Annotated in this window: 17 protein-coding genes; 7 read left to right on the top strand and 10 right to left on the bottom strand. The window is 44.7% G+C overall.

From position 1 onward, the window contains the following. Window positions 1-65 precede the first annotated feature (65 nt). Together CCS90_RS01270 and CCS90_RS01265 are read right to left on the bottom strand one after the other, a co-directional pair. Window positions 66-632: a hypothetical protein gene (locus tag CCS90_RS01270; protein WP_099017695.1), complete on the bottom strand. Its 567-nt coding sequence runs from the start codon at window positions 630-632 to the stop codon at window positions 66-68. Between the two features lie 280 nt (window positions 633-912). Continuing rightward, complete coding sequence (locus CCS90_RS01265) at window positions 913-3489, bottom strand: phosphoenolpyruvate carboxylase (protein WP_099018703.1); 2577 nt, start codon at window positions 3487-3489, stop codon at window positions 913-915. 150 nt (window positions 3490-3639) lie between these two features. Here CCS90_RS01265 and CCS90_RS01260 point away from each other — a divergent pair, with 150 nt between their 5' ends. Both CCS90_RS01260 and CCS90_RS01255 read left to right on the top strand, forming a co-directional pair. Next, a complete protein-coding gene (locus CCS90_RS01260; RefSeq protein ID WP_162846736.1) occupies window positions 3640-5340 on the top strand; it encodes an autotransporter domain-containing protein in 1701 nt (566 codons plus the stop codon). Between the two features lie 238 nt (window positions 5341-5578). Beyond that, entirely contained in the window at window positions 5579-7723 is a 2145-nt protein-coding gene (locus CCS90_RS01255; RefSeq protein ID WP_099017693.1) for a M3 family metallopeptidase, read from the top strand. A 56-nt stretch (window positions 7724-7779) separates the two neighbouring features. Here the strand turns inward: CCS90_RS01255 and CCS90_RS01250 are convergent, their stop codons facing one another. Then, the gene (locus CCS90_RS01250) at window positions 7780-8160 is read right to left on the bottom strand and encodes a RidA family protein (RefSeq protein WP_099017692.1); all 381 of its coding nucleotides are present in this window, start codon (window positions 8158-8160) and stop codon (window positions 7780-7782) included. Window positions 8161-8298: 138 nt separating this feature from the next. On the opposite strand from CCS90_RS01250, the gene CCS90_RS01245 reads away from it, so the two are divergent. The 3 genes from CCS90_RS01245 (at window position 8299) to CCS90_RS01235 (ending at window position 10405) form a co-directional block, all read left to right on the top strand. Next, window positions 8299-8991: a PepSY domain-containing protein gene (locus tag CCS90_RS01245; protein ID WP_099017691.1), complete on the top strand. Its 693-nt coding sequence runs from the start codon at window positions 8299-8301 to the stop codon at window positions 8989-8991. A gap of 543 nt (window positions 8992-9534) precedes the next feature. Next, the gene (locus tag CCS90_RS01240; protein ID WP_099017690.1) at window positions 9535-10158 is read left to right on the top strand and encodes a BON domain-containing protein; all 624 of its coding nucleotides are present in this window, start codon (window positions 9535-9537) and stop codon (window positions 10156-10158) included. 88 nt (window positions 10159-10246) lie between these two features. Further along, window positions 10247-10405 carry a DUF1328 domain-containing protein gene (locus tag CCS90_RS01235; protein WP_099017689.1) on the top strand — a complete coding sequence of 53 codons (159 nt, stop codon included), beginning with the start codon at window positions 10247-10249 and terminating at the stop codon, window positions 10403-10405. Window positions 10406-10638: 233 nt separating this feature from the next. Here CCS90_RS01235 and CCS90_RS01230 read toward each other — a convergent pair whose 3' ends face one another. The 7 genes from CCS90_RS01230 to CCS90_RS01200 all read right to left on the bottom strand — a co-directional run bounded on the left by CCS90_RS01230 (window position 10639) and on the right by CCS90_RS01200 (window position 17053). Next, complete coding sequence (locus CCS90_RS01230; RefSeq protein WP_180236479.1) at window positions 10639-12453, bottom strand: cation:proton antiporter; 1815 nt, start codon at window positions 12451-12453, stop codon at window positions 10639-10641. Window positions 12454-12459: 6 nt separating this feature from the next. Beyond that, window positions 12460-13248: a TerC family protein gene (locus CCS90_RS01225; RefSeq protein ID WP_099017687.1), complete on the bottom strand. Its 789-nt coding sequence runs from the start codon at window positions 13246-13248 to the stop codon at window positions 12460-12462. An 80-nt stretch (window positions 13249-13328) separates the two neighbouring features. Then, entirely contained in the window at window positions 13329-14210 is an 882-nt protein-coding gene (locus CCS90_RS01220) for a DMT family transporter (RefSeq protein WP_099018702.1), read from the bottom strand. A gap of 31 nt (window positions 14211-14241) precedes the next feature. Beyond that, a complete protein-coding gene (locus tag CCS90_RS01215; protein WP_099017686.1) occupies window positions 14242-15042 on the bottom strand; it encodes a cyclase family protein in 801 nt (266 codons plus the stop codon). Continuing rightward, window positions 15042-16106 (bottom strand): amidohydrolase family protein, encoded by a 1065-nt coding sequence (locus tag CCS90_RS01210; protein ID WP_246026987.1) that lies wholly within the window; start codon window positions 16104-16106, stop codon window positions 15042-15044. Before CCS90_RS01210 ends, CCS90_RS01215 begins: the two co-directional genes overlap by 1 nt. Continuing rightward, a complete protein-coding gene (locus CCS90_RS01205) occupies window positions 16064-16606 on the bottom strand; it encodes a 3-hydroxyanthranilate 3,4-dioxygenase (RefSeq protein WP_211336961.1) in 543 nt (180 codons plus the stop codon). The genes CCS90_RS01210 and CCS90_RS01205 overlap by 43 nt, the downstream gene beginning before the upstream one ends. A 27-nt stretch (window positions 16607-16633) precedes the next feature. Next, a complete protein-coding gene (locus tag CCS90_RS01200; protein WP_099017685.1) occupies window positions 16634-17053 on the bottom strand; it encodes a RidA family protein in 420 nt (139 codons plus the stop codon). Window positions 17054-17132: 79 nt separating this feature from the next. Between CCS90_RS01200 and CCS90_RS01195 the strand changes: the two genes are divergently transcribed. Then, window positions 17133-17519 carry a VOC family protein gene (locus CCS90_RS01195; RefSeq protein ID WP_099017684.1) on the top strand — a complete coding sequence of 129 codons (387 nt, stop codon included), beginning with the start codon at window positions 17133-17135 and terminating at the stop codon, window positions 17517-17519. Between the two features lie 17 nt (window positions 17520-17536). Continuing rightward, on the top strand, window positions 17537-19351 hold the full coding sequence (locus CCS90_RS01190; protein ID WP_099017683.1) for a DUF885 domain-containing protein: 1815 nt from the start codon (window positions 17537-17539) through the stop codon (window positions 19349-19351). Window positions 19352-19395: the final 44 nt, after the last annotated feature.

Genomic DNA, 19395 nt, shown 5'->3' with positions numbered 1-19395 from the left:
TGCCTATAACGTCTAAAGCATTGAGCGGCTGCGCAGCAGACGTCCGATGCCTTTTTTTGTTAGCTTTAAACACACTTTACGATTTTTGATAAGGTATCTTTCCATGCTTGTTGTGAATCGAAGTTTTCAACTAATCCGTCTTTAGTACTTTGACCTGTAAATGCTCCCATGCCATGCTGGATCATATAAGTTGGCTTGTAAGCTGGCACACCTAGCTTATTGATGCTTTCGCATATTTCACTATTGTTCGATGTTAGCTTGGTTACTTCGGCCTGCAACAAGGTTAAATGCTCACCAGATACTGAACTAAAAGCGTTCATTCGAAGAACGCTAATAGCTTGATGTGCAGTTCTATCAGAAACTCGCTTGGTGTCGTAATATCCGTAACTCATGCCAACCAAATATAAGCTTGCTGCTTTTTGGTAATCGTCATGGGCTAAGCAACGATTTAATCCAGTAAAAATATCGACTGGATTTTGTTGACTAGTAAGGTTGCTGATTTGAACGCAGCCAGATGGCTTTGGGGATTCCAGATTTCCTGCAGCTTCATGATTGGTTATTTCATTGCCTGAAGCGGCTTGGCCTGAGATAGATAAAGTCAATACAAGCAATATATATTTTAAATTATTCATATTTCTCCGATATCTTCTTTGAAAGCTAACAATTTATTAATAGTGCATCAGTGCCATCTAACAAGGTATTGGCTTAAATACGTGCACGCTTTTTTTAAAGATTTCATTGTAAGTCATTGATTTCTTACTTTGAAGGGATTTTTCGACTGCATGATTATCAGGAAATGGGCGGATAGTTGTGCATCAATGCGTTGATTGACGTCTATTACAGGGTAAACGTGCACATTTTCCTGATTATCACTCTGGCTGTCCCCGTAAATAACTCAACAACGCCTATTCATTACACCGCATTTCTTGCTGCATTGATGTTGCCGTACAAGGAGCGGGTGACCAACTTTTCATAGGTGGCCATTAAGGCTTTATCTGGCTGTTCTTGACGCGCTAACTGACCCATTTTTTGTAAACAATATTGTTGAATGGTTAACAAGGGTAAGACGATGGATTCACGCACTCGAATCGATTCTTTTCGCAGGGGTTGGTCCAGCAGCAGGGTGTCTACTTCTGCGATTGACTTGAGGTGCTTGTTGGCCAGTTTGAATTCGTCGTTGATGTTGTCCCAAAATCCGCCGAATTCTGGGTCTTGTTGTAAATAGGCGGTTAATGGCATGAATGACTTACAAATGGACATCATGCTGTTATCGATCAATGCTTTGAAATACCCGGATTGTTGGTACAGGGTTTGTAACGGCTGTTGTAATCCGTCTTGGCTGAGGGTTTCACAGGCCGTTCCTACGCCATAATAACCCAAGACATTTTGTTTCAACTGGCTCCAAGCACCGACAAAAGGAATCGCCCTCAGGTCTTCGAACACCAGGCCTTTGCCGGCTGATCTTTTGCTGGGTCGGCTGCCGATGTTGGTCATGCCATAGTATTTTAAAGTACTGATTTTTTCTAAATAGGGAATGAATTTAGGGTGTTGTTTGAAGCCACTGTATTTTTCCAAACTCAGTTCAGACAGCCGTCCTAGCAGCTGCTTGCTGTCGTCATCCCAACCCTTTCCTTGTGGAAAAATGGCACTGGACAAGCCGGCACTCAATAATTGTTCGAGGTTGTATTGGGCTGACTGGGTGTTGCCAAAATTAGATGAAATGGTTTGGCCTTGGACCGTTAATTGGGTCGCGTGGTTGGCGATGTCAGGACTTTGTGATGCATAAAATTTATGGGTTTCTCCACCGCCCCTGGCTGGTGGTCCGCCCCGACCATCGAAAAAGACCACAGCAACACCGTGTTTTCGGGACACTGCGGTCAGCTTTTCTTTGGCGGTTAAAATGGACCAATTGGCCGCCAAATAACCACCGTCTTTGGTGCCATCGGAAAATCCCAGCATGATGGTTTGTTGTTGCTTGCGCAGCGATAAATGCTGCTGGTATTTGGGGTTTTGATACAGGGATGCCATGATTTCAGGTGCCGCCATCAAATCATCGATGGTTTCAAACAAAGGCACGATATCAACGGTCACCGTCGGCGCTGACCAACCTGCCAGTTGAAAAAAGGCCAACACTTCCATCACGTTCAAGGCCGATTGACAGTTGCTGATGATGTAGCGATTGGCGCCAAACTCACCATTGGTTTTTTGAATTTTTTCGATCGCCAGTACACTGTTCAATGTATCTTGGGCCAGCGTTGACGACAAGTCAGATGCTTCCACCGGCCCTTTGATGTGGTTCAATGCGGCCATTTGTTGTGCGGCGGTTAAATCGGCATAATGAACATCTAACATCGCGGTTTCAGTGGCCATTTCAATCATCACTTGGTGGTGAACCCTTGAGTCCTGACGAATGTCTAAGGTGGCAAAGTACAAGCCAAAACACTTCACCTGATTGATCAAATCCTGTACCAAGTCAATAAACAAACTGTGGTGCTTATTTTTAACCTCTTGATGAATTTCAGTCAAAGCCTCCAACAATCGCTTTTGGCTTAGCTGGTTTTTTTCATGGGTCATGTACGCCGCTTGATACAGTTGTTGTTCTAGGCGTTCAATCATTTCATCCACACCCTCAAAAGTCAGCCGCTTTTTTAACGCCCTGACATCTCGGTAGTAACATTTGAGGATGCTGCGATGTAAGCGGTCTGCCACTTTGATGGTGGTGGCTGAATCAACAAAGGGGTTACCATCTCGATCACCGCCTGGCCAAAAACCCAATTCGATGAAGGTGTTATCGGGCATCGCTTGGTCAGCAAACACCTGTGATTGGATGCGTCGCAAGGTGTGCTTAACCGTGTTGTAAAACACATTTTCCAAATACCAAATCAAACTCACCGCTTCATCAAATGGCGTGGGTTTACTTTTACTGAACAACGGCGTTTTGCCGAGTTGTTGTAACAACTGTTCAATCATCACCAGGTCATTGGTTTTGATCGCTTCGCTCAAATCGGTCATGATGCCCAACACCGGCCCTGGATAAAACTGCGTGGGATGGGCGGTTAATACCACCCTGACTCGATAACTTTGTAACACCTGGCGCAACGCAGCCGTTTGGTTCAGGTGTTCAGCTTGGTTGGCTAAATAAGGAACGCTGCCCTTGCCATTCAAGTCATGGTTGATTTCATAGCCCGCTTCTTCGATTGAATCAAACAGCACAATTTGTCTTTCGATGTATTGGATGAACTTGAACAAGGCGCTGATTTGTTTCTCTTCGGTGTCCAGACTTTCTTGTTTGGCAAAAAATCCACTGATGATTGCATACGGGCTTTGTTGTTCTTGATAACCCTGAACACAAGCATGGGTTAACAACGGTAACAACACACCGGTTTTATACACCGCATCGAACGGTAAATTCAAAAACAAACTGTTGTAAATTTGGTATTTATTCAGCACCGAGTTGCGGTATTGCACCAGTTGGCTTTTATCTTTCATCGCTGATATTAAGTTGGCTTTTAAAGCCCTCATATTAAGCGCTGTGACGCATGGCTGCAATGCCACCTTGGCCTTAGTTTAAGATTTTTAATCCAACATTTGACAATTCTGGCGATTAACGAAAGAATAATAAGAAAAGCAGGGATTATGATGAAAACAATTATTTTGCTGATATTATCGGCGCTTTCCGTTCAAGTGATGGCCCGTGAGGCCGACATCAGTGTCGATGTCAGGTTATTCCAATCCAGAATCATTACTGGTGATTTGGCCAAGATGGAGATCACCGTTCGCAACCAAGGACCTGATACCGCCGCCGGGATTCGGCTTGATGTCGATGTGACCCAAGGGGCTTTCAGCGGCATCACCACCACCGCGCCGGGGCCTTGTCAAATCTCGGTCGAAAACGGTCAAATCAGGTGCCAAAACGTGGGCGATTTTGCTGCCGGTGCTGAGAAAGTCATTTTGGTGCGGGTCCAACTGGAACAACAAGCAGAGCCAGACGATTTGATTTTGGCCGCTGAAGTGACATCAAACACCCCTGATGCAAACCCATCCAACAACGGCAGAATGATTGTTTTTCAAGTGAGTCCATTGCCGGGTGTAGATGACTATGCTTCATCCATGTTAAACAACATGCCAGAAAATCGCCGAGCGCGGTTTTTGCGGGCGGCTCAAGTGCTGGCTGCGTATTGTTCTGGTGACAATTTACACAACGGTTTGGGTGGTTTGTGTGATGACCTTTTACAACAGGCCGAACTGGGTGATGTTGAAACCTTGACCCGAGTCCTCAGTTGGATGCGACCCAGAAATGTGGTACACCAAGCCAGGAACTCAACCCAATTGGTGGCTTCACAACTCTCAAACATCGGTCAGAGGATGGCGCAATTGCGAGCTGGCGTCAGTGGCTTTTCAGTGGCGGATTTGGAGCTCAGGAACAGCCGTGAATCACTCCCGATGTCGATGTTGGCCTATCAAGGCGATGGTGCAGAAAGCTTTGTTTCTCCTTGGGGATTTTTCATCAACGGCAGTTTATCCTCTGGTGATTATGATTATGCCGATGAAATAAATGATGGTTTTGGTTTTGATTCTGACAGTTTAAGTGCTGGGGTTGATTACCGTTTTTCAAATCGATTCGTGCTGGGCGCTGCCTTGGGATACAACCAACTGGAATCCAACACAGGAGCCGGCGTCAGCATGCAATCAGAAGGCATGAGCCTGAACCTCTATGGCTTATTCACACCCTTCGAAAATTTCTATCTGGACACCCGTTTCAGTTATGCCACCCCTGACATCAGACAAACGCGGGTGGAGGTGTTTAACTTGATCGATGCGGTGGTTGATATCACTGCCGTGGGTAAAACCCAATCCAAACAATCAACCGCTGCCATCAGTTCCGGATACAGTTTCAATCAAGGCGCTTGGAATTGGACGCCTTTTCTGGGTGTTGAATATGTTGACAATCAATTAGATCAATACCAAGAAGAAGGCGCTGATTCATTCAATTTGTTTTATGCGGCGCAAGATTTTGAATCCCTTAAATACAATGTGGGCTTGACGGTTTCCAGAGCCATCAGCACCCAACATGGCGTGTTATCACCACAGTTCAGTTTACAGCATAATTATGAAGATCAAGACAATGGCATCATGGAAATGCGTTTGGTTGGGATGCCAGTGGATGAATTGTTTAATGTTGAAACCAACTTCACTGAAACCAGTTTCAGCCAAGCCAGTTTAGGCCTGACCTGGATCACGTCGAATGGCAAAATGTTTTATTTGAGGTACCAACAAATTTTCGGCTTAGACAACTTCGATCAATACACCGTGAGCTTAGGAGCACGATTCGAGTTTTAACCCATTATAAAGTCCGGTGAAAGTAAAATCGCTCCTTCAGGTGTGGGCAAGAAGTCACCATTCATACTGACACCGGACGATTGCATGTTAAACAATGGTCAGTGAATTGAGTGTCAATCTGCAAAAAAACTTTAAATAGCCTGCACTGAACCAAGCCTAATGGGACTTTTGGCACTGTTTAGTCGCCGGACAAACCCTCAAGATATTTCCCCAATTAATTCAAACAGTTGAGGACACGATGAAATTATCCAAAAACAGCCGCTGGTTAACCAGTATATCACTGGGCATAACCATGACCTTCGGTGCTTACGCACAAGAACCAGCCAAACAAGAAAACCCCCTATTGGCAGCATGGACAGGTCCATACAGTGGTGTCCCAGCTTTTGACCAAATGGACTTAAAAGATGTACCCGAAGCCTTCGATGTCGCCATCGCTGAAAACTTGGCTGATTATGAAAGAATTGCCAACAACCCGGAACCCGCTACTTTTGAGAACACCGTCGTTGCGATGGAAAAAGCCGGTGAAAAACTGGGTCGAGCTTTCACCTATTTCGGTATTTGGGGCAGCAATTTATCCAGTCCCGAAGTGCGAAAATTACAAATGGAATATTCACCCAAGTTTTCCGAAATGGGTTCTAAAATTTCTCAAAACAAAAAATTATTTGAACGGGTCAAAACCGTCTATGAAGCCTCATTGGAAAACCCTTTGGAGCCTGAAGCACAACGTTTGGTTTTGGGAGCCTATGAAGGTTTTGCGATGAATGGTGCCAACTTGGACGCGTTTTCTAAAAAACGTTATGCAGCGATAAACAAAGAACTCTCAAGCATCTATACCACCTTCGCCAACAACGTGTTACACGATGAAGAAGGTTATGTGACTTATATCCATAAACACCAGCTCAGCGGTTTACCTGAATCATTGGTTAAGTCAGCCGCACAAGCAGCCAAAGACAAAGGCATGGAAGGGCACTATGCCATCACCAACACCCGTTCATCGATGGACCCTTTTTTAACCTATTCAGATGAGCGTGAATTACGCAAAAAGGTATGGACCAATTACTACTCACGTGGCGACAACGGTGATGAATATGACAACAATGAGAACATTGCCAAAATTCTCAAGCTGCGTCGTGAACGTGTGGAATTATTGGGTCATAAAAACTACCCTGAATGGCGCTTACAAAACCGCATGGCAAAAACCCCAGAAAATGCCATGAATTTGATGGAGGCTGTCTGGCCTGCTGCCATTGCTCGGGTCAAAGAAGAAGTGGCTGACATGCAAACCGTGGCCGATGAACTGGGCCACGACATCACCATCGAGCCTTGGGATTATCGTTATTATGCCGAGAAGGTCAGGAAGAAAAAATACGACCTGGATTCCAATGAAGTGAAACAATATTTACAGTTAGATAATTTGCGTGAAGCGATGTTTTATGTGGCTGGCGAATTGTTCAACTTTAAATTCACCGCACTGCCTGATGGCAAAGTTCCGGTCTACCATGAAGACGTCAAAGTGTGGGAAGTCACCGACAAAACATCCGGTGCTCACATTGGTTTGTGGTACTTGGATCCATTCGCCAGACCCGGTAAACGCTCTGGAGCTTGGGCCAATGCCTACCGCTCACATGAAACGTATGATGGCAAAGTCACGGTGCTTTCATCCAACAATTCTAACTTCATCAAGCCGGCGCCTGGTGAACCTGTGTTGGTCTCTTGGAGTGATGCAGAAACCTTCTTTCATGAGTTCGGTCATGCCTTACACGCCTTGTCATCCAACGTAAAATACCCCAGTTCAAACGGTGGTGTTCGTGATTACACTGAATTCCAATCACAGTTGTTAGAACGTTGGTTATCCACCGATGAAGTCATCAACAACTACATGAAACACCAAAAAACCGGCGAAGTCATTCCTAAAGAGTTGATTGCTAAAATCAAAAATGCAGCCACTTTCAACCAAGGCTTCGGCACCACTGAATACTTGGCTTCGGCTTTGATGGACATGAAATTTCACCTGGCCGATCCAGAAGGCATTGATCCAGACAAGTTTGAAAGAGAAACTTTGGCTGCGCTGAACATGCCAAAAGAATTGGTGATGCGTCATCGCACACCACATTTTGGTCATGTGTTTTCCGGTGAAGGTTATGCCACGGCCTATTATGGCTATATGTGGGCTGATGTGTTGACGGCTGATGCCGCTGAAGCTTTTGAACAAGCACCAGGTGGTTACTACGACAAAGAGGTAGCGGCCAAGCTGGTTAAATACCTGTTTGCGCCACGCAACTCAATGGATCCAGCAGAAGCCTACCGCAAATTCCGCGGACGCGATGCATCGATTGATGCTTTGATGCGTGCCAGAGGCTTTCCGGTTCCAGAAAAGAAATAAACGCAGCAAATAAGACCTTTAAAAGCCTCAAGTTGACTTGGGGCTTTTTTTATTCATCATATTTTTGTTCTGGCGGTCACTTCAATTTCAATTTTCATCGCATCGTCCAACAAGCCGGCTTCAATCATGGTGGCCGCTGGCCTGGATTCTGACAAATATTTCTGCATCACGGGCGCGCACAAGGCGAAGTCTCTTTTATCGGGCAAAATGTAGTGGATCCGCACCACTTGATTTAAACTGCTGCCGGCTTCTGCCAAAACTTGGGCAATGTTCTTAAAACACTGTTCAGTCTGTTCAACTAAGCCTGCATCAATCTCCATGGTTGAATAATCATAACCGGTCGTGCCTGAAACAAATACATAATCACCATCAACCACAGCCCTTGAATAGGCAAATGTCTGTTCAAACGCAGATCCGCTTGATATCAATTTTTTCATGGTTGGGCTCCTGTGGCCATGTTGAACAGCCGTTGTTTGTTTCTGGTGGCAGTTATTCTGAACCTTTTGTTCACTGAATTCAATTGTCAACTGACTTTGCTGTGTCCTACAATGCTTTTTTAAATTTAATTAACAAGTATGCGGCCACAATTGTTGTTTGGAAAAATTCATAAATGGATGGGATTGGTACTGGGTATTCAAATCTTGTTTTGGTTCTTAAGTGGTTTTTTAATGAGCTTTATGCCGATTGAAGAAATTCATGGTGACCATTTACTGAAACCACAACAGACTGCGGCTGTATCCTTGGATCCGTTGGATTTTTCCCAGATAGCCAATCAGTTTGACCAACCCATCCAGCGCATTGTGATCAAGTCTTGGTTAGGTAAAACCGTGGTTGAAGCCAGCACAGACCAACAGTTTATGTTGTTTGATACACCCGACTTAAAACCAATCACGCCCATATCAGAGCCGATGGTCCGAGCCGTGCTGGCAGCTCACTTAGCCCCAGGCTTAACCATTGATACGATCACAAGAATAACCGAAGTTCCCAGTGAAGTCAGAGGGCGTCAAGCCCCCATGTGGCAGGTTCAATTATTGGGCGATGAAAACGCCCGCATCTATGTCTCTGAAAGTAACGGTGAAATTGTCGCGAAAAGAACCGATCGGTGGCGGTTGTTTGATTTTATGTGGATGCTACACATCATGGATTACGACACCCGCGATGATTTTAACCATCCCTTGCTGTACCTGACGGCGCTTTCTGCTTTGTTATTTACCCTCACTGGTTTTGTGCTGTTGTATTTTCGATTGCGCAGAAGGACAAACAAGTAGTGTTTTTCAGTGCTTGAGTTATTAGTTGATTTTTATTTGTCATATATAAGCACCCTTTCCGCTCTACTATAAACCAGGCACTGAATTGATTGCACAGACATTCACAGTACTTGGTCAACTTATTTATCTTACTCACCACAAGCCGTGCACGTTTGGCGGTATTGAGGACTTCATGTTCTCAATAAAATATTGACCCTGGAATCCGGGGGCTTAAACAAGCCCCCTGGTTTTCCATGGTGACCTTATTTGTGGCATGCCTTTTAACTTGAATCAATTCAAAAGCAACGTGAAAAATGGTGCTAACAAGCCAACAGCCAAAGCACTGTTAACCACAACTTGGCTGCTGTATGAACTCCGACAACCCAAGCAAGCGCTTTCATCATGGTTCAAATTTTTCTAATAAAATCAGACACTTAAAATATATATATTTATATTTTAACAAGTTTTTAACATTTGATTCACGTGCTACATTCTCTTCGTTTGTAAAATGGAGGCCATCATATCAATTGATATGTTTATTACTAATTAACTTACGGAGACATTATGAAAACAAGTACAGACAAGTTGAAAACTGCCATTAAATCTACTTTATTCGCTGCTTCTCTTGCTGTCACATCATTGGCAATGGCCGATGGCAACGCACAGTACAGCACTGATGAAAAATTGAAAGATGCTTGGTTAGATGGCAAAGTTGAAACCGCTTTATTGGTCAACAGACATTTAAACAATTTCACCATCGATACCGATGTGAAAAAAGGCAAAGCCATTTTATCAGGCACTGTTAATTCTGAAATTGACAGGGATTTGGCAGCAAAAATTGCCAAAAGTATTGAAGGTGTGTCTTCAGTTGACAATAAAATCATCGTTAAAAAAGCCGAGGAAATGTCGGATAAGTTGCATGTAACACATGAGCATCAACCAGATAAAACCAGAAACTTTGGTACTTGGTACGATGATGCAACCACCACTGCCTCGATTAAATCTGAGTTGTTGTGGAATTCTGAGACTTCAGGTTTAGATGTGAATGTAGACACTGCTTTTGGGGTAGTTACCTTAAACGGTGTAGTAGAAACTGCAGCTGAAAAAGATTTGATTGAACAGATTGCTCAAAACACGCCAGGCGTGAAAACAGTGAACAGTGAAATCGAAGTCGACAGCAACTCATAAGCAGTTACGTTCATGATCGGTGCGGGGCTCCAGGGCCCCGCTCTTTAAATCTTTGCCTGAATAGGCACAACTAAACAAGAGGTATCACATGTTAAATTATGCACTTATATTTTTAGTTATCGCTTTGATTGCTGCTGTATTTGGATTTGGCGGAGTGGCCGGAACTGCTGCCAGCATTGCCAAAGTCCTGTTTTTTATTTTCTTGGTCCTCATGGTATTGTCCTTTTTTGGGCATATAATGAGTTAGAGACAGCGCCTACATTGATTACCCCCGAAACCTCACATCAGTGGGGTTTTTTTGTGCCTGAAACATAAGTTCTAAAATCGAGGTTTATTTTCATCATTGACCACCATTAACTGTCGGTAACTCAATCATTTAAAGTTTAGTGTGGCCACTTTAAGTTTTCTATCAAATGACTGCCAATGACCTCAGGGTGAAAAACATAAAAGGAGGGCTGATCAACAACCCTCCATGTGGATTCATTCCTCTTCTTGTTGTCTGATCAAACCAATTATTTTCCAGTCTGTCGATAGTTTTTCAATGCTTTCAGCCCGGGTAAACACCCGCAGTGTTTTGCCGTCCGGTGAAATGCCAAACATCGGTATGACGTTTTTCCCGTGTTTAGCCAAATAAGCCTCATGACCAAACTCTTCGGTTAACAAGGTGGTTTTGATTTGTCCGCCTTGGGCCAATGCGCTGGCCAACTTGGCATACGTGACTTCTTTAGAAAACAAATGCCTGGCTTTTCCTTCCAGCGATATGGCGTGCTTGTTGTCTTCTTTTGGTTTCTCATCATTACTCAACAAAAACATATGGGCCACACCAAACTCATTTTTGTATCTGGCTGCAGCCAACAGATTCAGGTCTGTATTCATGGAAACAGCCATCAATTTACCAATACCAATTAAGTCCAGATGATGGTCTGCATGTTCTGAAACCACATTGCCATAATATGTTTTGATGTCCTTCATGCGCGCATCTTTGATATAACGCCAGTGGGAATCTGTCAGCAAGCAATCGAAACCATGTTTGTTGAGCACTTCTGCAATGGCCACAGCCACTGGATTACTGCCCACCATCAATATACCTTTTGATTCTGCACTAGAGACACCTAACTTCTTCGCTAAAAATCCGGCGGTGGCTGATTGAAAGACCACCGTGCCAATGATCACCATAAAGGTCAGTGACACCATCAGGCTGGCTTCGGCATAGCCCTGCTGTTCCAATTTCAATGCAAACAAAGCAGATACAGCCGCAGCCACAATACCTCTGGGGGCAATCCATGAGAGGATCACTTTTTCTTTTAAGGTCAGGTCTGAACCCCATGTGGAAACGAAAATTTTCAAAGGCCGAGCAACAAACTGAATCACCAAAAACAAAACAATGGATAACCAACCAATTTGTAAGAACTGTTCCAAGTCTAGGCGTGCCGCTAAGATGATGAACAAGCCAGAAATCAACAGTACAGTCAGTGATTCTTTGAAGTTTAAAATGTCTTCAATCGGGGTGTTTTTGCTGTTGGCCAACCACATGCCCATGACCGTTACTGCCAACAATCCTGATTCATGAGCCAACAAATCAGAAACGGCAAAAACCGCAAAGACCAAGGTCAGGGTAAATACATTGTGTAGGTATTCAGGCAACCAATGACGTCGCAGCACCAAACCCATAAAGGCCCCTGCCACGGCACCCAACAAACCACCGACCAACATAATCCAACCAAAATCCATGGCCACATCAAGTAAACCGGCAGCGCCATCTTGCGATGAGACAATGAAGTTAAATACCAACACCGCCAACAAGGCACCCAATGGATCAATGACGATGCCTTCCCAGCGCAACACATTGGAGACTTTTTTATTCAATTTTAATATGCGCAGCATGGGTACAATCACTGTTGGTCCGGTGACCACCACCAAAGAGCCAAACAGCAAAGACAACAACCACGGCAAATCCAATAACCAATGGGTGGCCAAAGCAATGGTCAACCAAGTAACCAGCATGCCCACTGTGACCATGCGTCGAACCACCGACTCCAAACCACGTATCTGGCTGAAATTGAGGGTCAGGGCACCTTCAAACAGAATCACTGAAACGGCCAGAGAAACCATTGGAAACAGTAAGTCACCAAACAACAAATCAGGGTCAATGATTCCGGTCACTGGTTTACCTAGAACGATCCCCAGCAACAACAACAGTAAAATAGACGGCAGCTTCAACCACCACGCCAACCATTGTGCCAAGGAACCCAATATACCAATTACGGCAATGGCCAGCATGAGGTTTTCAGTCATCATAAATTAATCCTGAGCATTTTTGGTTTTAAGACGAGACAGTTTTTTCGAGTACCGCGATTGCACCAATTCTGTAACCACCAAAACAGCAATCACAAAATAAAAGGTGGCTTTGCTCATTTGTGTGATTTCATGCCCAAAGAATTTCAAGTGGGCAATGTGACCACCTTCCGACAACAACATCACACCGACAATAAACAAGACGAATAAACCCAACACCTCATACATGCGGTTTTTTTGTAAAAAGGCTGCGATTGAATCCGCCAACCAAACCATCATCAAGGCACCAATTAATATGGCGGTTGCCATCACGATGTAATTATCGGTCAATGCCATGGCGCTCAATATGGAGTCAAAAGAAAACACCACATTCATCGTCACGATCAACACCAGTGCTGTGGTGAATGAAGATTTCTTCTCTTTTTCTTCGGCCATTTGGTCTTCCAGTGAGAGCATGTGCCAAATTTCTTTCATCGCCGTATAGATAATAAAGCCACCACCCAACAGTACCACCACGGCCCTTAAATTGAACGAACCTTCAACCACGCCGGTCCACGCCAACACAAAAAACGGTTCGGTAAAGTATGACAATAATTTGAGCAAGGTAAATAACAAGATCAAACGGAACAACACCGCCATCCAAATACCGGTTTTTCTTAGTTTAGACTGTTGTGACTTTTCGACACGCTGTGATTCAATGATGATGTACAGCAGGTTATCAAAACCCAAAACCGCCTGTAACATGACCAACATGCCTAATGTGAATAAATTTTCTAGAGTAAATAAGCCTTCCATTGTCGACCTCAGGATTGAAAGCAATTATTGTTATCTTTCCAGGCCTCATTTTCAAGCGATAAAAGTTCTGATGTCTTTGTTTATTCCGAGGGACTGGCTGATTTTGTTGAAACAAGGACCAAATAAATACCTCCCAACACCAATGCAGCGGATAACATCAATCGAATGGTGAGCAGTTCTGCCGCAAACACCACGCCGCCCAGTGCCGCCAAAACCGGCACCAACAATTGCAACACACCCGCTTGAGAGAGGCTTAGTTTAGGTAACACCGCATACCAAATGGCATAACCCACTCCTGAAGTCAAAGCCCCCGAGATCACCGCCAAAATCAATCCGTGGCTGGTCCATACATTCGGTTGAAACGACAGCAAACTCAACAAAAAGGCCAATGGCACACACCAGATGAAGTTTTTAGTGGTTTCAAGCAATGGCTTCTCGGAACCCTTGCCAGCCAAGGTATATAAACCCCATGCCACTCCGCTGCAAGTCATCAACACAAAGCCCATCAAAGAAGGGGTTCCCCAAGCGGGAAGCAACAAATAAATCAGTCCAGAAAAAGACAACAACACGCCCAGCCACTCGATGAACACAAACCGCTTGCCGGCCAAAAAATTAGCCAACAATAATGTCAATTGAACCGCTGCAAATAAAATCAAAGCGCCGGTGCCGGTGTCTAACAACACATAGGCATATGAAAAACAAAGCGCGTAGCTGAACAACATCAACGCACCTTTGATTTGTCGTCCGGTCGGTTTGAAAAATGATGTGATCCCGTCAGCGGTCTGGTGGCTTAAAAACAAACAGATTATCATCAAGGTGAGGGCACCGGACAGCAGTCGGAAAACCGTGAACCCTGCCGCATCCATCAAACCACCACCCAAAGCCAATCGACACAACACTGAATTACCAGCGAAGGCCATCAGCGCAAGTGATATGAATACCAAGGTTTTCAAAGTTTGCATGGTGAGTTGGTCATTGTTGACTTTGGCGCGGTTACTGATCCTTGCCCAACATGGCATACAAAACGGGATTGCTCGGTACGGCATTGAGGTTTAAACGCGGCAGCTGTAAATTGAGCACATAGGCACCGTCTTTTATCTGATTGGGCACATAGACCATCTCGGTGATGGTTTTGTGTCGATGCTGCTCATCTGTCGATTGGTGCGACCCAGGTGCAATGTTCCAGAACAAGCGGTGGTTACTGAGTAAACCCTCATCGTGCAATCGATCGACCGAGGGCAAATCAACCAACAAATGTTCAATATGGGTTTCATCAACCAGCCATTGCATCGCTTCATTGCTGAAAAAAGCCGGGTGTATGTCTTGCCCATAACGGTGTGTTGTTTTCGATGCGGTGTTGGGTAAAGTTCTGATAATCAAAGCTTTTACACCCTTGTGTAAATGATTCTTTACAGCTGTCAACTGGTATTTGCAAATCAATTTATCACCCGGCTCTATAGGCGGCTGATAGGTATCCATCGAGACGTGTGATGCCGGTTCTAGGGTGATCAACTGTGCCAACATCAGTGGTTGTTCAACCACCTCATGTGGTGCCACCAATTCATCAATGACATGAGAGATGCTTTCGGTGTGGGTGCCATTACAGTGCGGATTGAACTTAATATCTTGGGCATTGCACGAACCCCCTTGGGTGGTGTCGCCAATGAAGCTGCCTGATTGCATCGGTTGGGCAGTGGCCTGTTTAGCCCCAAAATGATTGGGTTGAGGCCCATCAAAATCCAAGGCAATGGCAATTGAAACCGGGGGTTTGTTTAAGTTGACTTTATTGGTCATCAGACAAATTGTGAACGATTCAAATTAAGCCATTCCAGAGCAGTGCCTGACAACATTCGATTTTTAACGTCCTCAGAATAGGGCATGGACTTGATCAACTGTCCTGGTTGTAACTCGCCCAATGGAAAGGGATAATCGGTTCCCAAGGCCAGCCTGTCTGCGCCCATTAAGTTCACAATGTAATCCAGTACCGCAGGTTCATGTACCAAGGTATCTAAATAAATCTGTTTCAGGTATTTTCTGGGATTGTGCGGATTGTCTACCGCAACCAAATCCGGACGAACCTCAAAACCATGTTCAATTCGACCAATACTGGCTGGAAAGCCACCACCGCCATGGGCAAAGGCAATGCGCAGCTTCGGTAAGCGCTCCAACACCCCGCCAAAAATCATCGAACAAATGGCCAAAGAAGTTTCAGCTGGCATGCCCACCAACCAAGGCAGCCAATAATCTTTCATTTGGTCTTTACCCATCATATCCCAAGGGTGGACAAAAACCGCTGCGCCCAATTCTTCAGCCGCAGCAAACACATCAAACAATTCAGGCGCACTTAAATTCCAATCGTTCACATGTGAACCAATTTGCACACCGGCCAAGCCAAGCCCTTTGACACACCGCTCCAATTCTTTGATCGCCAAGTCTGGTGCTTGCATGGGCAAGGTACCCAAACCAACCAATCTTTTGGGGTTACTGGCCACTTTTTGTGCCATGTCGTCATTCAAAAAACGGGCCAAATCATGATTGTCCTTGGGTTTGGCCCAATAACAAAACATCACCGGCACGGTTGACAGCACTTGCACATGGACGCCGTGTTGGTCACATTCGGTTAATCGAGTTTGTGGGTCCCAGCAATTGGCCTCAATGTCACGGAAATGCCGACCATCAAGCATCATTTTGGCACAACCACAACCGGTGTGTTCCAGTTGCACAAAGCCACCATATCCATACTTTTCGCGTAAGTTAGGCCAATTTTCAGGTAATATATGCGTGTGAATGTCTATGGTCAGGGTGTCATTAAACATCACAAATCCAGTTTGTTGTTGTTGGGCATGACTGTGCCGCACTCGTCACAAGTCCGCGCTGCTTCGTCATTAAAAAACCGGTCGAATATGGGGAAGAAATCTTTTTCTATATCAAGCAATGTAAAGTAGGCTTCAAACAGCTTGTGGTTACAATTTTCACAATACCACATCAAACCGTCCTTTTCGTGCACCAATCGTTTGCGCTCGACCACCAAACCTATGGAGTTGGCATAACGTATCGGCGAATGCGGCATTCTGGGTGGCAACAAAAACACTTCGCCTTGTTTGATTGGGTAATCAACCACCTGTCCATTTTGTTGGGTTTTTAACAACATCTCACCTTCAAGTTGATAAAAAAACTCAGGGCCTTCATCGTAATGATAGTCGCGTCGGCCATTCGGACCGCCCACCACCATCACAATAAAATCATCTTCCTCGAACACTTGTTTATTACAAACCGGCGGCTTCAATTGATCTCTGTGATCATCGATCCATTGTTTGAAATTAAAGGGTGGCATTGGCTTGGGTATCACTTCACTCATAAGTATTCTCTGTTTTGGTTTGGTGCATTAATCAGATTCAATCACAGCCATACATTTTAACTCAATCGCAATCGGTGTTGGCAGTTTGTTGATTTCTACCGTGGTTCTACACGGTTGGTTGCTGGCAAAATATTCGGCATACACCTTGTTATAAATGGCAAAGTCGTCGTCCATATTGGTCAGAAAAACCGTAACGTCAACCAAAGCATCCCAATCAGTTCCCGACGCTTCAAGCACATAACGAACATTGTCGAACACACTTCTGCACTGGGTTTCAATACAATAGGAGGTAACATTACCACCTTCGTCCAAGGTAACGCCCGGAATTTCAGTGCTGCCTTTTTTGCGCGGCCCGACACCCGATAAAAACAACAAGTTTCCCACTTGTCTGGCGTGTGGGTATAAACCCACTGGATCTGGTGCCTGATTGGCCATGACTTTCTTCATATATTTAATCTCGTTTGTTTATTAAACTGGACTTTGTGACGCTCAGAACACACAATAATTGGTTTGCAAGAGGGTCACCATGTTAGGTTATATTACACTAGGCACCAATGATTTGGATGCGTCATCAAGATTTTACGACAGTCTGTTTGCTGAAATCAATGTTGAACGCATCATGCATGGCTCTGAAGAACATGGTTATGTGGTTTGGGCCAAAGACCAGGAATCAACTGGCTTTTCTATTCTCAAACCATTCAATGGTGAACCCGCACAACCCGGCAACGGCAACATGGCAGCCCTGTCTGCAGACAGTCCAGAAAAGGTCAAAGCCTTGTACAACAAAGCACTGGAACTTGGCGGCACCTGTGAAGGCCAGCCAGGTGATCGAGGCAATGGCTTTTATGCAGCCTATTTCCGCGACCTTGATGGCAACAAACTCAATGCCTATTGCATGATCGAATCAAAATAACCGAAGGAATTCTACCCATGAAAAAATTATTTAAGTATTTAGGTGCCTTGATGTTGCTGGTGGTTTTACTGGCTTCCGCTTTTTTCGTCCACGTTTGGTACTTTAAACCTTATGACATCAACCTGTTTTTTGGACGGACTGCGCTGCAGTTTGCTTTGGAGAGCCCAGAAATGTTGAGTTCTGTCAGGGTGTTAGAAGGTTTTGGTATTGACGGACACAACGCTGAATTGGATGATGCCAGCATGGCTGCCGGCGACAAAACCTTTGAGTCGGTGTTGGCTGCGCACAAAACCCTGCGCTCTTATGCTGATGAAGACCTCAGCCCCGCTGACAAAATGTCCAAAGATGTGATGTTGTCATTGCTTGATATTGTGGTTGAAGGTGAACGTTTCCGTTTTCATAACTACCCAGTGAATCAATTGTTTGGCGTACAAAATGGATTTCCATCTTTCATGGAAAGCACCCATCAAGTTGACAACGTGGGCGATGCCGAAGACTACATCAGTCGCCTGTCGAAGGTTGGTATTAAATTTGACCAAGTACTTGAGGGCCTCAAGCACCGTGAAAATTTAGGCATTTTACCGCCTCAATTTGTGGTCACCAAAGTCTTGGCGGAAATGAATGGTTTTGTGACCACACCGGCTGAAGAAAATATTTTATTTGTGGCTTTGGCGAAAAAAATGAAGGAAGCGGATTTGCCGCAAAGCGAACAAAACGAAGTGGCTCAACAGGCCAAAACCACCATCGAACAAACCGTCTATCCAGCCTACCAATCTTTGATTAACTATTTTGAAAAACTGGACAACAAAGTCCATGAAAACAACGGGGTTTGGAGCTTGCCAGATGGCGATGCTTTTTATGCTTTGGCATTGAAGTTTTTTACCACCACCGATTACACCCCAGCTTATATTCATGATTTTGGTGTGGCGGAAGTGGACCGCATCCAAGCTGAAATTCTTGATATCTTAGCAGATGAAGGTTGGGACGTTTCTGGTGGTTTCACCCAAAGCATTGAAAACATGTCGATCAATTCGCGGTTTTATTATTCTGATTCCAGCGAAGGTCGGGAACAAATATTGGATGACTATAAAACCATGTTGGTCGATGTCGAACGAAAAATGTCCAGTCACTTTTACGACCTCCCTGAAGCCAAGCTGGATGTTCAAAGGATTCCTGAGTTCAAAGAAAAAACCGCTCCAGGCGCTTACTACCAAAGCCCAGCCATGGATGGTTCCAGACCCGGGGTGTTTTACGCCAATCTGTATGACATCAAAGCCACGCCCAAGTATGGCATGAAGACCCTGGCCTACCATGAAGGGACACCTGGGCACCATTACCAACTGTCCATTCAACAAGAATTGCAAGACATGCCGTTTTTCAGAAAAATGGTGCCTTTTACTGCCTATGCAGAAGGATGGGCCCTGTATGCTGAACGGGTGGCGTATGAAATGGGCATGTTGCCTGATTCCTATGACAACATTGGGCGTTTACAAGCTGAGTTGTTCCGAGGTGTGCGTTTGGTGGTGGACACTGGTATCCATGCGAAACGTTGGTCACGTGAAAAAGCCATTGATTATATGTTGGCCAATACCGGTATGGCAGAATCCGATGTGGTGTCTGAAATTGAACGGTATTTTGTGTTGCCTGGACAAGCCACCGCTTATAAAGTGGGAATGACTAAAATCCTTGAACTGCGTGAAAAAGCACAAACAGCACTGGGTGCAAAATATGACGTCAGGGATTTTCACCGGGCTGTCTTGAACAACGGTTCTGTTCCTCTGAATATTTTGGAACAATTGGTCGATCAATACATCAAAGAAAAACAGGCCTGAAGTTACCATAAAAAAAGCCAGTCATGATTTAAATGACTGGCTTT

It is taken from the genome of Marinicella litoralis, assembly GCF_002591915.1.
Lineage (GTDB): Bacteria > Pseudomonadota > Gammaproteobacteria > Xanthomonadales > Marinicellaceae > Marinicella > Marinicella litoralis.
The sequence above is the reverse complement of the archived record's forward strand: the minus strand, read 5'-3'. Positions and strand labels throughout refer to the sequence as shown.

Excerpts from the sequence above, each read along its gene's own strand:
- CCS90_RS01270 (WP_099017695.1), bottom strand. The coding sequence starts at position 632 with ATGAATAATTTAAAATATATATTGCTTGTATTGACTTTATCTATCTCA.
- CCS90_RS01260 (WP_162846736.1), top strand. The coding sequence starts at position 3,640 with ATGAAAACAATTATTTTGCTGATATTATCGGCGCTTTCCGTTCAAGTG.
- CCS90_RS01240 (WP_099017690.1), top strand. The coding sequence starts at position 9,535 with ATGAAAACAAGTACAGACAAGTTGAAAACTGCCATTAAATCTACTTTA.
- CCS90_RS01225 (WP_099017687.1), bottom strand. The coding sequence starts at position 13,248 with ATGGAAGGCTTATTTACTCTAGAAAATTTATTCACATTAGGCATGTTG.
- CCS90_RS01235 (WP_099017689.1), top strand. The coding sequence starts at position 10,247 with ATGTTAAATTATGCACTTATATTTTTAGTTATCGCTTTGATTGCTGCT.
- CCS90_RS01245 (WP_099017691.1), top strand. The coding sequence starts at position 8,299 with ATGCGGCCACAATTGTTGTTTGGAAAAATTCATAAATGGATGGGATTG.
- CCS90_RS01255 (WP_099017693.1), top strand. The coding sequence starts at position 5,579 with ATGAAATTATCCAAAAACAGCCGCTGGTTAACCAGTATATCACTGGGC.
- CCS90_RS01220 (WP_099018702.1), bottom strand. The coding sequence starts at position 14,210 with ATGCAAACTTTGAAAACCTTGGTATTCATATCACTTGCGCTGATGGCC.
- CCS90_RS01195 (WP_099017684.1), top strand. The coding sequence starts at position 17,133 with ATGTTAGGTTATATTACACTAGGCACCAATGATTTGGATGCGTCATCA.
- CCS90_RS01190 (WP_099017683.1), top strand. The coding sequence starts at position 17,537 with ATGAAAAAATTATTTAAGTATTTAGGTGCCTTGATGTTGCTGGTGGTT.
- CCS90_RS01205 (WP_211336961.1), bottom strand. The coding sequence starts at position 16,606 with ATGAGTGAAGTGATACCCAAGCCAATGCCACCCTTTAATTTCAAACAA.
- CCS90_RS01265 (WP_099018703.1), bottom strand. The coding sequence starts at position 3,489 with ATGAAAGATAAAAGCCAACTGGTGCAATACCGCAACTCGGTGCTGAAT.
- CCS90_RS01250 (WP_099017692.1), bottom strand. The coding sequence starts at position 8,160 with ATGAAAAAATTGATATCAAGCGGATCTGCGTTTGAACAGACATTTGCC.
- CCS90_RS01230 (WP_180236479.1), bottom strand. The coding sequence starts at position 12,453 with ATGACTGAAAACCTCATGCTGGCCATTGCCGTAATTGGTATATTGGGT.
- CCS90_RS01200 (WP_099017685.1), bottom strand. The coding sequence starts at position 17,053 with ATGAAGAAAGTCATGGCCAATCAGGCACCAGATCCAGTGGGTTTATAC.
- CCS90_RS01215 (WP_099017686.1), bottom strand. The coding sequence starts at position 15,042 with ATGACCAATAAAGTCAACTTAAACAAACCCCCGGTTTCAATTGCCATT.